The 15,495-nt window shown below is 37.0% G+C and carries 11 protein-coding genes; 8 read left to right on the top strand and 3 right to left on the bottom strand.

What is annotated here, in order from left to right:
* Positions 1-331: 331 nt before the first annotated feature.
* Entirely contained in the window at positions 332-553 is a 222-nt protein-coding gene (locus tag ACIQXP_RS00215; protein WP_387504471.1) for a hypothetical protein, read from the bottom strand.
* Positions 554-1,753: 1,200 nt separating this feature from the next.
* The gene (locus tag ACIQXP_RS00210; protein ID WP_387504473.1) at positions 1,754-2,497 is read right to left on the bottom strand and encodes a hypothetical protein; all 744 of its coding nucleotides are present in this window, start codon (positions 2,495-2,497) and stop codon (positions 1,754-1,756) included.
* Between the two features lie 461 nt (positions 2,498-2,958).
* Between ACIQXP_RS00210 and ACIQXP_RS00205 the strand changes: the two genes are divergently transcribed.
* The 7 genes from ACIQXP_RS00205 (at position 2,959) to ACIQXP_RS00175 (ending at position 13,398) form a co-directional block, all read left to right on the top strand.
* Positions 2,959-3,969 (top strand): PD-(D/E)XK nuclease family protein, encoded by a 1,011-nt coding sequence (locus ACIQXP_RS00205; RefSeq protein WP_387504474.1) that lies wholly within the window; start codon positions 2,959-2,961, stop codon positions 3,967-3,969.
* Between the two features lie 36 nt (positions 3,970-4,005).
* Complete coding sequence (locus ACIQXP_RS00200; protein WP_387504476.1) at positions 4,006-5,178, top strand: DUF4268 domain-containing protein; 1,173 nt, start codon at positions 4,006-4,008, stop codon at positions 5,176-5,178.
* 52 nt (positions 5,179-5,230) lie between these two features.
* Positions 5,231-5,449: a CBS domain-containing protein gene (locus tag ACIQXP_RS00195; RefSeq protein WP_387504478.1), complete on the top strand. Its 219-nt coding sequence runs from the start codon at positions 5,231-5,233 to the stop codon at positions 5,447-5,449.
* 713 nt (positions 5,450-6,162) lie between these two features.
* Entirely contained in the window at positions 6,163-7,971 is a 1,809-nt protein-coding gene (locus ACIQXP_RS00190; RefSeq protein WP_387504480.1) for a class I SAM-dependent DNA methyltransferase, read from the top strand.
* Complete coding sequence (locus ACIQXP_RS00185) at positions 7,971-9,314, top strand: restriction endonuclease subunit S (protein ID WP_387504481.1); 1,344 nt, start codon at positions 7,971-7,973, stop codon at positions 9,312-9,314. The genes ACIQXP_RS00190 and ACIQXP_RS00185 overlap by 1 nt, the downstream gene beginning before the upstream one ends.
* Positions 9,314-12,358 (top strand): type I restriction endonuclease subunit R, encoded by a 3,045-nt coding sequence (locus ACIQXP_RS00180; RefSeq protein ID WP_387504482.1) that lies wholly within the window; start codon positions 9,314-9,316, stop codon positions 12,356-12,358. The genes ACIQXP_RS00185 and ACIQXP_RS00180 overlap by 1 nt, the downstream gene beginning before the upstream one ends.
* A 140-nt stretch (positions 12,359-12,498) precedes the next feature.
* On the top strand, positions 12,499-13,398 hold the full coding sequence (locus ACIQXP_RS00175; protein WP_387504483.1) for a hypothetical protein: 900 nt from the start codon (positions 12,499-12,501) through the stop codon (positions 13,396-13,398).
* A 27-nt stretch (positions 13,399-13,425) separates the two neighbouring features.
* Here the strand turns inward: ACIQXP_RS00175 and ACIQXP_RS00170 are convergent, their stop codons facing one another.
* Entirely contained in the window at positions 13,426-13,839 is a 414-nt protein-coding gene (locus ACIQXP_RS00170) for a helix-turn-helix domain-containing protein (RefSeq protein WP_387504484.1), read from the bottom strand.
* Between the two features lie 120 nt (positions 13,840-13,959).
* On the opposite strand from ACIQXP_RS00170, the gene ACIQXP_RS00165 reads away from it, so the two are divergent.
* A complete protein-coding gene (locus tag ACIQXP_RS00165; RefSeq protein ID WP_387504485.1) occupies positions 13,960-15,315 on the top strand; it encodes a hypothetical protein in 1,356 nt (451 codons plus the stop codon).
* The last annotated feature ends 180 nt before the right edge of the window (positions 15,316-15,495 follow it).

Here is a 15,495-nt window from a genome sequence, read left to right as displayed (position 1 = left end):
GATCTTTTAATTGCTTTTATTTCAAAAAAATCCGTCATCTCGACCGTAGTGGAGAGATCTTTGAACTTTTCATAAAATAGTTCGTCATCCGATAGGCTATCGGATCCCGCGCAGGCGGGAACCACGAAGTGCTTAGCGAAGCTAATCTTAATGCGTTCGCTATTTTTTGCCATTCGCCAAGGCTTGCCTCGGTTAGCCACCGAAGGGCTCTTACCTTTTTTCAGTGGTTGTTTAAGTTTTTAATGGTCTTCAAGCTTGCTTCGCAGGTTTCTTGATAAAAAGGTAACCAAAAATCAAGGCTTGCACCGTTTTTTATGAGATAATGTAGTTTTTATCGGTATAAAAGATTGCTGCGCAATTCCTTGTAAAAAGCTACGGAAATCTTTATTGCGGCAGCATCGAGGCTCTCAGCCTGGCTTATCCCACCGCTCCCGCTTTGATCCTGCCTTGGGTTGTGGTGGTATGAGGGGGTAGTGCAAAGATTTCCGTGCTTTTTCCGGCGGAAATCTGCCAGGCCGGTAGCAGGGTGCAGATAGCGTGATGCAGATAGCATGATGTGTAAGGATAGCTTTTAGTATGGTGATTGTTCAACCAATAAATCCGTCATTCCCGCGCAGGCGGGAACCTTAAAGCGTAGCTCAGAGTTGCGGTCGACAGTTCACACGTTGCGGTCGATAGTTCAGAGGTTGCGGTCGACAGTTCAGAGGTTGCGGTCGACAGTTCAGACGTTGCGGTCGGTAGTTCAGAGGTCGCAGTCGGCAGTTCAGAGATTGCGGTCGGTAATTCAGAGGTTGCAGTCGGTAGTTCAGGCTTTGCAGTCGATAGTTCAGGCTTTGCAGTCGGCAGTTCAGAGGTTGCGGTCGATAGTTCAGACTTTGCAGCCGTTAGTTCAGGTTTTGCAGTCGGTAGTTCAGACTTTGCAGCCGTTAGTTCAGGTTTTGCAGTCGGTAGTTCAGGCTTTGCAGTCGATAGTTCAGGCTTTGCAGTCGATAGTTCAGGTTTTGCAGTCGGCAGTTCAGACATTGCGTTCGATAGTTCAGATGTTGCAGTCGGTAGTTCAGAGGTTGCGGTCGATAGTTCAGACGTTGCAGTTGATAGTTCAGCCGTTGCAGTCGGCAGTTCAGCCGTTGCAGTCGGCAGTTCAGAGGTTGCAGTCGGTAGTTCAGGCTTTGCAGTCGGCAGTTCAGAGGTTGCAGTCGGTAGTTCAGGTTTTGCAGTCGGTAGTTCAGGTTTTGCAGTCGGTAGTTCAGGTTTTGCGGTCGTTAGTTCAGCGGTTGCGGTCGTTAGTTCAGCGGTTGCGGTCGTTAGTTCAGAGGTTGCAGTCGATAGTTCAGAGGTTGCAGTCGTTAGTTCAGACGTTGCGGTCGATAGTTCAGAGGTTGCGGTCGTTAGTTCAGCCGTTGCAGTCGATAGTTCAGCCGTTGCGGTCGATAGTTCAGACGTTGCGGTCGATAGTTCAGAGGTCGCGGTCGATAGTTCAGAGGTTGCGGTTGATGGTTCAGAGGTTGCAGTCGATAGTTCAGACGTTGCGGTCGATAGTTCAGAGGTTGCAGTCGATAGTTTAGGGGTTATAGTAGATCGTTTAGGGGTATAGTTGGTTGTCTTGGGGATATAGGAAGATCGTTGAGGAGATGCAATGAGCTGTTTATAGTTAAACATTGCATTAAAAGAGAAACAGCAACCCGTTTAGGTGCCTGTTATTGGAAGGAGGAAATAAATTAGGGATGATTTTTTTTAGGGTATTATGGGTGTTTTAGTTCAGGTTTCGTACCGGAATACCCGAAATCTGTTTGTATTGGGGGCTGGTTGAGCCGAAAACAGATTTTGCGTAATTTTTCACATCCTGCGCCAGCGCAACAATCCCGGTTTCTGCATCGTAAAGCGCATTATTGCGGTTAATGCGTAGGGTACTCAACTGCGAGGTATTGGCTACCACATCGCGGTTTTTCTGCAATAAATCGTTATATAAACTGGTGAGGCTGGCCAGCTGCAAATCTACCTCGTTAGGTGCATACTGGGGTATGGTGGCTAAGAGTTTAATCTGCTTATCCAACGTATCGAGCAGGTTATCGTAACTCTGTTGCGAGGCCGAAACCTGGTTAACCACCTCTCCGCTGGCGGCCAGGTTATTTTTTTCTTCGGCGGTGAGTTTGGCTGTTGCCCTTTGCCCCTGTATTTTGCGGTGGTGGCTAACGGCATTATCCAATACCTGTTGCGGTACACTGTTGGCCTTAACGGCGCTCAGCACACGGGTACTCAACTTTTTTAAGGGTGCAAAAGCCAGATCGCGCAGGGCTATGGCATTGCTGTTTTTAGCGGCAGCATCGTGCACCTGCTCGTTAATGGTTTTGGCTGCGGCGGCTTTCTCGGTTAAACTGCTCAGCTGGATGTTGGCATTGCTGGGATTGTACACGGCACCATAACCGGTTACATAACTTAAGAGGGTTTCGAAATTGGCTACATTTTTGGCGTGGCCGGTCTCATTCGTTTTAGACATAACATGTAGTTTTAAAAAGTAAATAAATTGGATTAATTGGCATTAAGTTAATATTATTTTCTTTACAACTGAAAGGAGTGGAGAGATTTTTTTTTTGAAGGGATAAGGGAAACCGTAAAAATTAAATCCAGCGGCTATATATCTTGGCATCATGACAAGACTCTATTATGTACTGTTTTTAAGTGTAAGCCTATTGGCTTGTAGTAAACAAAATGAAGTTGGTGGTGCTAAAGAAACCGAAACTTTTATACCATGTGGCACATATAAATCAGGCCAAAAATTATTTCAAAACGTTACTTGACTTGTAGTAAAGATCAAAGTGTATTTATTTCTGTATTATCTGATACTAGAAATGAGTAGTTTGAAAAAAAATGATCCGAATTTAAATAATAATCATAATTTTTGGCTGCTTACACCTTAAGAATTAAGGTTGAAAAGCTATTTAGGAATTAATACGCTCAATGAATCTATTTGTATCTCTAATCAAGCTTTACCGTTCGAACGGGCTTAAGACGCCTTTGGAAGATTTTTCAACAGAGATTTTAGTTAATATATTACAAGAAAATTCTGAGATCAGAAATCAATTTGTAAATGAAATCCTTAAAATTCCTGGCAGTGGTTTTAGTGTTTCTTCGCAGGAAACATTTTCGTTTTTAGAAAATGGACGTTCATTTTGTAGAATAGATATGGTATTCCGTAATGAAGAATCTATATGCTTTTTAGAAAACAAGGTACATTCTGGAGAAGGATTTGGACAGCTCTCAAACTATTGTAAAGTGCTTGACGGTTTAAAACAGCATGAAAAAACCTATCTGCGATTTTGTACAAAGTTCTATCAAGATAAGGCACACATTACCGAACATGAATTTAAGCAGTTCAGATGGTGCAACATAGCTAATTTTTTATCTTCATGGAGCGATCAGGAATTAATTAGAATTTTTCTAGAATTTTTAGAAATAAATAAAATGGGTAACTCAACAGACTTTACACTGCAAGAAATACTTGCACTCGAAAATTTTAACCCCGCCTTATCGAAAATGGATGCTTATTTAGATAAGCTAAGGCCACGGTTCCACTCCATGTTTGGAGAATCAAAAATGGCCAAAAATATGGCGCAGATTAAAATACATAGTCGCCATGTTTTTTGGAAAGATTATCTTTTCGGCACTCATTATTCAGAATTGGGTGTTGGCTTTAAATTTACTACCTATCCACATCTTACCGTTTGGATTTGGACACCTAACGAAAACCCCAAAATTGATGACTTCAAAAAGCTTCTTGCTGATTTTAATGATGGTTTTAATGATGGTTCTACCTGTCTGGAACTTTCAAAGCCGATGTCTGATTTTATTAGCTCTGAGACTATGGAGGAAGATATTGAAAATTGGTTTATTGACGCCTTTAACAAAATAAAGAAACTTGCTGATTTGCATCCTGGATTAGATTGGCATATACCAGTACAAAGTGTCTAAATAACGAAAGACTTCCAATAATTTATAAAATTTAAAATGTATCTGATCAATAAAGAAACAAATTCTATACAGCCATTAGTAAAAAGAACATTTACAGCGCTGGGAATAAAAGAGCGAGCACATTTGCAAGAATGGATTGCCGATAATCCAAGTGCGCTCGGTGAGGAGCTATTGATTATACAAAAAGAATTTAGTGGTTTTTTGGAAACTTACGAGCGGTTGGATTTGCTTGCATTAGATAAAGCGGGTAATCTTGTTGTTATTGAAAACAAGCTTGATGATTCAGGGAAAGATGTAACATGGCAAGCCTTAAAATATGCAGCTTATTGTAGTAGTCTGACTAAAGATCAAATTGAAGAAATATTTCAAAGTTATTTAACATCGAAAGGAAATAGTAAGTCAGCTACTTTGCTATTGTCTGAGTTTTTTGATCGTACAGACTATTCAGAAATAAATCTAAATAAAGGTGGTACTCAGAGAATCATTTTTATTGCTGCGAATTTCCGCAAAGAGGTTACTGCAACAGTACTTTGGCTAATGAGATTTAATATTCAGCTTAAGTGTTTTAAAGCCACACCTTTTGAACTAAACGAACAATTATTCTTAACTCTTGACCAGATTATTCCTATAAAAGATGCACAAGATTATATGATATCGATGGCAAGCAAGGCTCAAGAAGAAGTTCGAACTGAAGAAGAAGCTAAAAATAGGCACAGGGTTAGACTTGCTTTTTGGGGACAGCTGCTCAGTAAAATAAAAGGGCAATCATCACTATTCCAAAATTCGAGTGCTACAAAGGATCATTGGCTTGTTGCGGGAGGTGCAAATATTAGCGGCATTTCTTATCAATTGGTTATAACAATGAACTATGCATGTGTTTTATTGTATTTGGGAAGAAGTAGTGCTGAAGAAAATAAAAAACTTTTTGATGTACTATCTCAATACAGAAATGAGATTGAAAAGTCTTTCGGTTCCCCGCTTAACTGGGAGCGAGCGGATGATCAGAAAAGCTCAAGGATATCTTTCGCTTTACAACATGTGAATTATTTTAATGAAGAAGATTGGACACAAATTATTAATTTCTTGATTAAGAATATAAATTTGCTCGAAGCATCGATAAGACCTTATTTGGCAGAGTTAAAAAAGCAGTTGAAGCATTCCGATATAGATGGGGAATTTGAAATTGCTAAAACTGAACCTCAGTTATAATGCTTAAATTTTAATCATAAAATTATTTGCCACGAAAATTAATTTATTTTTAATGGATATTAAAAGCTTCAAAGTATCGTCTGTTATACCAAAAAATTTTAAAGTAGTTACTTGTTTAGAAACAGACGATTTGACAAAAGCTAAAACGCTTATACCCTTGAACGATTTTTCGCAACTTCCCGTAATGAGTTTTCAGGGGAAAATACTTGGCGTTATTAGTTGGAAAACGATTAGTAAAAAAAACTTTGGTGCTGAAAGAAAAATGCTTTAGACTATATAGAAAAGCCTGCAATTATTAAGGATGAGGATGATTTTTAAAATATATAAAACTCATTGCAAAGAAAGAGTGTGTATTGGTCGAGAATTCTAATGAAGAACTTATTGAGATTGTTGTCCCTTACGATATGACTATTGACTATAAAGATTTTTTGATTCCATTCTTGAAAATGGGAGTAATTGAAGATTGTTTGAAAGCCATTGTTGACAATAAGAACTTAGTTAATCAAAGAAATAAAAAAGCTGAGCAACTCACTTTTGTAGAATATAAGAAGATTTTTGATTGTCAAAAAAATCGGAACATTACACTATCTTAGCTACTAAATTGACAAGTAAGATATTTATTGAAATATTAAAGGAGAACCGCAACTCCAAACTGACGAATTTGATAGTGGCTGAAATAGCCCTATCAAAGTTCGTTTAAATCGAATAAAACACAGATTATATCATTAAAGGTAATCTGCTATATTGCCGCCAGATTTGAAACCAAACCTTATGGCAGATTATAGATTAAAATTAAACCAACATGACAATGGCGATTATGAGGTTCACCAGGATGATTGCAAATATTATCCTTAGCAAAATTACAATTACTCAGAGGTGTTTAGTTTTATTGTAAACGAATTAAATGGAATGGATGAAGTTCCTGTGGATAATTGCTTAATCAAAAATTACCTTAGTTTTGCAGATATTAAATTGAACTAGGTAATGAGTATAAATAAACAATCCCTCCAACCGATCATTAACTTCATTTGGACAGTTGCAGACGATGTCTTAATCAATAAATTTCTAGAAAATCAGTACCAAGATGTTATACTCCCAATGACTGTTCTGAGGCGTTTGGACTTAGCTCTCGAATCAACCAAAACGAAGGTTTTGAAAACGTATGATGAGTTTAAAAGCAAGATTAATAATATTTCCGGGCTCTTAACAAGTGAATTACATGGTAGTGGTTTAGCATTTTACAACACTTCGCGGTTCACTATGAAAAAACTGCTTGCCGACCCAAAAAATATTGACACTAACTTTTTGGACTACTTGAATGGGTTTTCTGAAAACGTCCAAGACATAATAACAAAATTTAAATTCCGAAATCAGTTAAAGACATTTGAAGATACAGGCATAACTTTTTCGCTCATTGAAAAATTCTGCAATCCAAGAGTTGAGTTAAGCCCCGACAAAATATCGCCAATGGCAATGGGCTATATGTTTGAGGACTTAATCCGAAGATTTAACGAAAAAACTAACGCAGCAGTTGGGCGACACTTTACGCCGAGGGAGATTATTGAGTTAATGACCCATTTGGTTTATCTGCCAGTTAAAGACAAAATTCAAAAAGGAACTTTTTTGGTTTACGACCCATGTGCCGGTTCGGGCGCAATGCTTACACAATCGAAATTTTTTGCAACAAATCCCGAAGGAGAAATAAAGTCAAAAGCAACTTTCCATTTATACGGGCAAGAGAATACTGGCGAAATGTACGCCACTTGTAAATCAGATATGTTGCTGAAAGGCGAAGATCCCGACAAAATAAAATTTGGCTCAACGCTTAGCGAATATGGTTTTGAAGCGGATTTGAAATTCAATTTCATGCTGACTAATCCACCATACGGAACAAGTTGGAAGCAGGATATTGATAATTTGAATGTTGGTACAGAAAAGAAAATCAGTATCGTTGATAAACGCTTCAATCTTAAAATTAAAAACTTTAAAGGCGAACTAGAAGAAAACTGTTTGACCTCACGAAGCAATGATGGACAATTAATGTTCATGCTTCACATGCTTTCAAAAATGAAAGACCCTAAAGATGGAGGAAGCAGAATTGCTTCTGTTCAAAATGGCTCTGCCCTTTTCACTGGTGATGCTGGAAGCGGTGAAAGTGGGATTAGACAATACATTTTAGAAAATGATTTATTGGAATGCATAATTCAATTACCAAATGATATTTTCTATAATACAGGTATTGCAACTTATGTGTGGATTATCACAAACGTAAAAGATGAGCATCGTAAAGGTAAAGTGCAGTTAATTAATGCCTCAACGGAAGAGTTCTACAAAAGCATGCGAAAACCACTAGGAGAAAAGCGTTTAGAACTTTTGCCCGAACATATTGTCAAAATTCAAGAGTTGTACTTTGCATTTAAAGAAAACAAATATTCCAAAATATTCGAAAATACAGATTTTGGCTTTTATCAAATTACTGTTCATCAACCTGAAAGAGACGAGAAAGGAAAAATTGTACTTGATGCAAAAGGGAATCCAAAATCAGACAGCGAATTAAAAGACTTCGAGAAAGTACCAATGAAAGAAAGCATTAAGGATTATTTCAAAAGAGAAGTTCTGCCTTTTGCCCATGATGCCTGGTATGATGACAAGAAAATGAAAGTCGGGTATGAAATTTCATTTACCAAATATTTTTACAAGCACGAACCTTTGAGAGACCTCGCTGATATTGAAGAAGATATTATGCTGTTGGAAAAAGAAACGGATGGTTTACTAAATGAGATTGTGGCATAATGAGCAAGGCGAAATATCCAAATTATAAGCCATCCAAAACGCTTTGGCAAGAGCAGATACCGAGCCATTGGCAGGAAACTGAATTGCGTATGCTGTTTGCCGACAACAAGAACAAAAACATTGGACTTCTTGAAAGGAATTTACTTTCGCTTAGTTATGGCAAACTGAAACGCAAAGACATAGACAACGCCACTGGATTGGTACCTGCATCTTTTGAAGGTTATCAGATAATTGATAAAGGATACATTGTTTTGCGTTTTACCGATTTACAGAATGACAAAAAATCGTTGAGGGTTGGCTACGCCAACGAAAAAGGAATTATTACAAATGCCTATATAGGTTTATCACCTAAAGCAGATATTTATTCAAAATACTTTTATTACCAACTGCATTTTCTTGATAAGATAAAATACTTCTACAATCTTGGTGGTGGTGTTAGGCAGTCCTTAGCATTTAAAGAGTTTGGACGAGAAACCATTTTAGTTCCCGAAAAGGAAGAACAAATCAAAATTGCAAATTATCTTGATTTCAAAACTTCTAAGATTGAGAAGCTAATCTTTAAAAAGGAATTGCTTCTAAAACAGATGCTTGAAAGAATAAATACATCTATTCAAAAGTCTGAAAGTTCAAGCGATGAACCCGAAAGTATATTTTGGCCGTTTATTAATCACACTTGGAAAGTTGAAAAGGCAAAACGAATTTTCAAAGAATTTAAGGAAACAAATCATCCTGACGAACCACTACTTGCAGCAACACAAAAAAGAGGTGTATTGCTAAAATCAATGTGTGATGAAAATTTTGTTTCGCCAACTACTGGCATTGAAGGACAAAAATTGGTTGAACCAAATGACTTTGTAATCAGTCTTCGAAGCTTTCAAGGCGGCATAGAGTTTTCAAGCTATAGAGGCATAATAAGTCCAGCATATACTATAATAAGATTAGAAACTGAATATTCTAAATATGAATACATCCAGTTTTACCGATATTTATTCAAAACGAAGCAATTTATTAACCAGCTTAATACAGCAATTACCGGAATTCGTGATGGCAAAAATGTAAGTTGGACCGACTTTTCAGAGCTTTTAATTCCTATTCCAAAGATTGAAGACCTTGCCATTTGTCTAAAACATATTGAGCAATATGAGAAGCAAGTTGCAATTTTCACCAAAGAGATAAAATTAATTAATGAATACAAAGATGCTATTGTCGCTGAAGTTGTGACTGGAAAAATTGACGTAAGAAAATTCAACTTGTCAACTATTGAAGAAGAAGCTTTTGAAGAAATGAATTTTGTAGCTGAAGAAAAAGAAGAAGCTGAATATAAAAAACAAGAAATGGAATAATGACTAAACAAACAGACACAACAGAAAATGGCTTGGAACGTCACATCTCTCAATATTTGATTGAAGAGAACAAGTATTTGCTTCGTGAAAACAAAGTTTACGACAATGTTTCTTGTTTAGACAAAGAATTGGTATTTCAATTTTTGGAAACAACACAACCTAAAGCAGTAGCCAAACTTAAAACATTCCACAAAGACCTTTATGAACAAAAAATAATAAAACGTCTAAACGACCAAATACAGACAAAGGGTGTAATTGAAGTTTTAAGAAAAGGAATTACGGATGGCTTTACAGATACCAAATTGAATTTGTTTTATGACAAACCAGTTTCTGTCTACAATGCAGATGCAAATGCATTGTATCAAGCAAATTTGTTTTCGGTAATGCGTCAGGTTTATTTTTCTCCTAAAGATAAGAAGTCGCTGGATATGATGATTTTCATCAATGGTATACCAGTAATATCATTTGAGTTGAAAAATGAATTGACCAAACAAAATGTTCAACATGCTATAGAGCAATACAAATACGACCGAAACCCAAATGAAGAATTATTCCGTTTGGGAAGATTAATGGTAAATTTTGCTGTTGATACTGAAGAAATTTGGATGTGTACCCAACTCAAAAAGGAGAAATCTTATTTCTTACCATTTAATAAGGGTTACAACAACGGTGCAGGAAATCCGCCGAAAGACGGAATTAAAACAGACTATTTGTGGAAAGAGATTTTGACAAAAAATAGTCTGACCAACATTGCTCAGAACTTCTGCCAATTAATAACAGAGGAAAAAGAATATTTAGATGAAAATGGGAAAATAAAAATAAAGAAAGAAAAGAAATTAATTTTCCCTCGTTATCATCAATTATTTGCAGTCAGAAACCTTTTAGCCGATGCACAGGAAAAAGGTTCAGGTCAAAAATATCTAATTCAACATTCGGCTGGTTCAGGAAAATCAAATTCTATTTCTTGGTTGGCTCATCAGGTGGTTGGTTTGCATGACAAGTCTGGCAAAGAAAATATTTTTGATACGGTAATTGTAGTAACTGACCGTAGAGTTTTAGATGCTCAAATCAGAAACAACATCAAACAGTTTCAGCAAGTTAACGGGCTTGTTGAAGCCATCACAGAAGGAAGTAAACAATTAATGGAAGCATTAGAAGAAGGTAAAAAGATTATCATTACCACTATTCAAAAGTTCCCTCACATTGTTGAAGAAATTGGCGAATTACCAGGAACAAACTTTGCCATTATAATTGACGAGGCTCACAGTAGTTTGAGTGGACAAATGGCAAGAAAACTCAATGAAACTCTGTCTAAACTAAATTTTAACCATGCTACGCAATTCGAATTAGATGAAGATTTGGAAGAAATTACGAGCATGGTTGATGTTGAAGATGCTGAGGAAACAATCACAGGAGAAGATTTAATTAGGGCTTTAGTAAAGTCAAGAAAGTTATTGCCAAATGCCAGTTACTTTGCATTTACTGCAACGCCTAAGAATAAAACGTTGGAATTATTTGGCGTTCCATTTGAGGAGGGAGGAAAAACAAAGTTCAGAGCTTTTCATTTGTATTCCATGAAACAAGCCATTGAAGAAGGCTTCATAATGGATGTTTTACAGAATTATACTACGTATCAAAGTTATTACGCTTTGCTTAAAAAAATTGAAGATGACCCCGAATACGACAAACTTAGAGCCCAAAAGAAATTAAAAGCTTATGTAGAAAGTCACGAACATGCCATAAAAAAGAAAGCTATTTTGATTATAGAGCATTTTATGGAAAATGTAATTCGTAAAAAAAGAATGGGCGGTTTTGCAAAAGCAATGTTGGTAACTAGCACAAGAGCTAACGCAGTAAAGTATAAAAAAATATTTGACAGTTATTTGAACAAGATAAATAGTCCGTACAAGGCTATTGTGGCGTTCTCTGGAGAAATTGATGAACAAACAGAAGCAAAACTAAACGGATTTTCAAGCAGCTCAATTCCTACGGAATTTGAGAAAAACGAATATCGCTTTTTGTTAGTTGCTGATAAATTTCAAACTGGATTTGACCAACCTCTTTTGCATACAATGTATGTAGATAAAAAATTAGGAGGTGTAAATGCGGTTCAAACTCTTTCAAGACTTAACAGAAGTCATCCGCTAAAAAAAGACACGTTTGTTTTAGACTTTGCAAACTCAGTAGATGACATTGAAAAGGCCTTTAAGCCATATTTTGAAAGCACCTTTTTAGGTGAAGCAACAGACCCAAATAAATTGTTTGACTTGCAAGATGCTTTGGATAATCATCAGGTTTACACAAAAGAACAAATTATTGAATTTTCAGAAAAGATTTTGGCTAGTGTTCCCATTGACCAACTTCATGCAATGCTTGACAGTTCATCAGCAATTTTTAAAAAAGATTTATCAGAGGAACAACAAATAGATTTTAGAGCAAAAGTTAAGACTTATGTTCGCTTGTATATTTTCCTTTCTCAAATTGTAGAATTTGAAAACCCATACTTAGAAAGACTTTACATTTTTTTGAATCACCTGCAAAACAAGTTAGGTGGCGATACCCCAAATGATTTAGGAAAAGGTATTTTAGATAATATTGACATGGATAGTTATCGACTTCAGTTGCAAGGGACAACGGAAATTGCATTGGGGAAAGGAAAAGATTTGAAGCCAATCCCCACCGACATGAGAGGTGGAATAAATCAAGCTGAGACTGATAGACTATCAAATATTCTACAGTCATTCAATGACCGTTATGGTACTCAGTTTGAAGATGCTGATAAGGTTCGGCAAATGGCTGAAAACATTGCAAGTAACGTAGCTAAAAATCAAGAGCTAATTACTTCAATCAAACATTCAGATGATCAAAATGCCAGAATAACTAGCGATAAAGTAGTTAGTGAAGAGTTATTGAAACACGTTACAACGAATTTTGATCTCTATAAACTATATTCGGACAACAAGGAATTTAAAGAAGATTTTTCAGCAATGATGTTTGGAATGGTAAAGGAGATTTTTAATAAAGGTTTGAAAAATCTTAATTAGGCCGACTGATCCTTGATGTTTTGGCACTATAGATTATTGATAATATCGAAGCTGGCTTGGCTAGTTTTGAAGAGATAGTAAGTGAGTTTGAGAAAACGGAGAATAAAACTTAAATTTTTTTAAAAAAAAATCGACAGGGAATGTTTAAGATTGGAAATTTTTATTATCCTGATGGTGGAGGTACATTTTGGGAAAATTTGTTTATCTCTGTCCTATCAGCAGCTATTGGGGTTATCATTGCTTGGAGAATCTTTACGAAAACTATAAGACATGAGAAGAAAGTCGATGAAGATAAAAGGCGAGATTACTTAATTGGTAGAATGAAATTTTTAGCAATTTTGTTGAAAGAAGTAATATCTACAACAGAAAAACAAGTTGAAAATTTTCTCTTACAAGGAGAAGAAATTTTAAACAACCCTTATGAATACCATCTGGTTAAAATACTCGCATCAAATCAGCTTAAACGACTAACAGACATAGATAACCAAGATATCTTTGAGGCCTATATATTTCTTTTTGAAAATGATCAAATAACAATTAGAAAATATATTAGTCTATTAAATTATTTTGACTTTTTAGAGCAAAGACTAAAGCAAGCATTTGCGTCAAATGAAAGCAATATCAGGGCTATAGGAAAAAGGCAAGATCAAATGAAAATATATGTTGATGAACTATATTCAAATTTTCCCAAATTTTGTCATACAGATCCTTCGATGAATGTTATTTGGGCGGATTATTTTCCTGCTTTTGAAACCTACGTAGGAAGTGGTAGAGTAGATGTTCAAAAGCTTCATAATGATTTCTTGATTCCTCTATTTAAAAAGGTAAAATCTATAAATGCTAATGATAAGGTAAATCAAAATTCCTTCATCGCTAATATAAGAAATGCGACGACCACCATTGAACATTACAAGCTTAACAATTTTCGTTATGGAATTGAGGACGCTCTAATTTTGAAGAGTGATTTAGAAGGTTGCTTGATTCAACTAAAAAACTATAGTAAAGAAATCGAGGAAAAATTGGTTAATTCTATCATTTAACTATTCTTCAAAGCCTTTAACTACCTTTTATTTATTCTTTAATATCTCCACTTTCTCTTTTTCGCTAGCCAATAATCTTTCGTACAATTCTTTGTTTGCATCTAGTGCTTTGATTAATTCATCAAGTGGATTAAAATTACAAACGTTGTTTGAGCCTATTTGCTGTCCTTGATTAGTACTGTTATCATGGAAGTTGTTGATAGAAGTAAACATAGCCTCATCAGAGTAATTCTTAATCGCTTCCGCACTTACCCCCAACACCTTTGCCACTTTTTCTAAAGTGCTATCTTCAATTTCTTCGCTTTGTTCTAATTTACTAATGGCCTGCTGGCTAATGCCGAGTGCTGTAGCAAGGCTTTCCTGTTTCATTCCACGCAATTCGCGGATGCGGCTAATTTTACGGCCTATATGTGTGCGGTTGGGTTTTTGAGCAGTTTCCATAGCCAAATATATCTAAATTTTTCGTGTGGTAAGAAACAACTACCTAATTGTTTTAAACAATTGCCTGTAGTTCGGTACCCGGTTTTTCTGTCGGAAATTGCGTGTATTAAGCATGAAGATATGAAAAATAACCTATTAAAACCAGTAGAAAAGGCGAAAGAGGAGCCTGCGCTAGTTACAGGGAAACCGCTGTCGCGGTTTTATCAACTGCCTTTTGAAAAGGGGAGCAGGGTGTTAAGATTAGCGGTGCTGGAACGGATAGCTATCGATCCGATAGTAATCGGATTGCACAGCACCTTTAGTGTAGGCAAAAAACCTGAGCCGTTGGCCATACAATCGCTTTCTTTTGACCAGGGTTTGTTGATCGTTACCGTTAAATTGGAAAATGAGGCGCCAGAAAGGGTTTACATTGCGGTAGAATACGATCATCTGCTGGTGAGCTGTAGTGTTGATACTGATGAAAGCTACCTTGGGCGTCACGCTTACCTTACTTTGCAGGCTATGATGCGGAGCGGTTACTGCGATTTTCAGGAATATTACTGGCCGGCATGTTTTGCTTTGGGTAACAAGCGGTCGAGCTATGTAGATGTGGTTAAAAAACCTGGCGGTTTCGCTATTACCTTGAAGAAAAAGTTTAGCGGTTTGTTTAGGCCTGGTGATGATTTGCCTGATGTTACGGAACGGGTGGTGGTACCGCGTGAAAGGCTGTCGGGTAAACATGCGATGGCACGGTTGGCACCGGTGAGCATTGGTTATTGTTTTGCTAATACCGATCTGCAGCATTTCAACAGCAACCATTATCCTTTTTTAATTCCTTATGTTTTTGCGGCTACGGCTTACCTTAAAACGGTAAAATCTTTTAAACGTTTCGTGTTGAATCCGAACGATGTGGATGGCATCAGCTTCTCGCCACAACAGGAGGAGCTGAACAGCATTTGCTTCGCCATGAAACCGCTGGTGGCCATACGGTTTAGTGCGAATAGTCACCAGCCCGAAACTGCGGCTAAAGTTAAAGCGGTTAACGATGCCAATCAACTCGCCCTGTTTAAGTTATGGCACAAAGCTTTGCCTTTATTGATGCAACAGCGTTTTACGCATTACTTTTATACTTATGGCCTGCGCAATGTTACGGGCAAACCTGTAATGCGGGATATGAAACTGGTTGATTTTACGATGGAGGTGCCTGTTTTAAGATTTGTGTTAAAAGATGAGGGTGATTATTACGAACTGCAGCTAAAGCTTAAAGTAAAAGGTAAACTGCTGCACATGAATACCGATAAGTCTAGCTTGTTTTTGGTTTGCGACAGGGCTAAACCTTATTTATGGTATTTGCTTGAGGCGGAAATGGATTATAAACTGGTTTGGTTTTTTAGCAGGGTTAATTTTAGGGTACAGGTGCCGAAAGGGTATTATAGCGAGTTTTTTGAGAGGTTTGTTGAGGGGGTTGAGAGGTGGTATGAAGTGAAGAGGGGATAAGTTTTTTTTCGCTCTATGCCGCGGGGGCATGGTACTTTGTCGCGCCAAAGTACCCAAAGCGCTTCGTCAATCCAGCAATGGGCCTTTTGCGCAAGCTGATGCCCATCAAAAAAACAGCGGCACTTTGTTTTGTGTCGGGTTGTGGTTAGTGAAAGTTAGTAGGTTCCCCGTGACACAAAA

Origin of the sequence: Pedobacter suwonensis, assembly GCF_044762335.1 — a bacterium.
In the GTDB taxonomy this organism is placed as follows: domain Bacteria; phylum Bacteroidota; class Bacteroidia; order Sphingobacteriales; family Sphingobacteriaceae; genus Pedobacter.
Note: the sequence above shows the minus strand (reverse complement) of the source record. Positions and strands in the feature narration are given on the sequence as shown.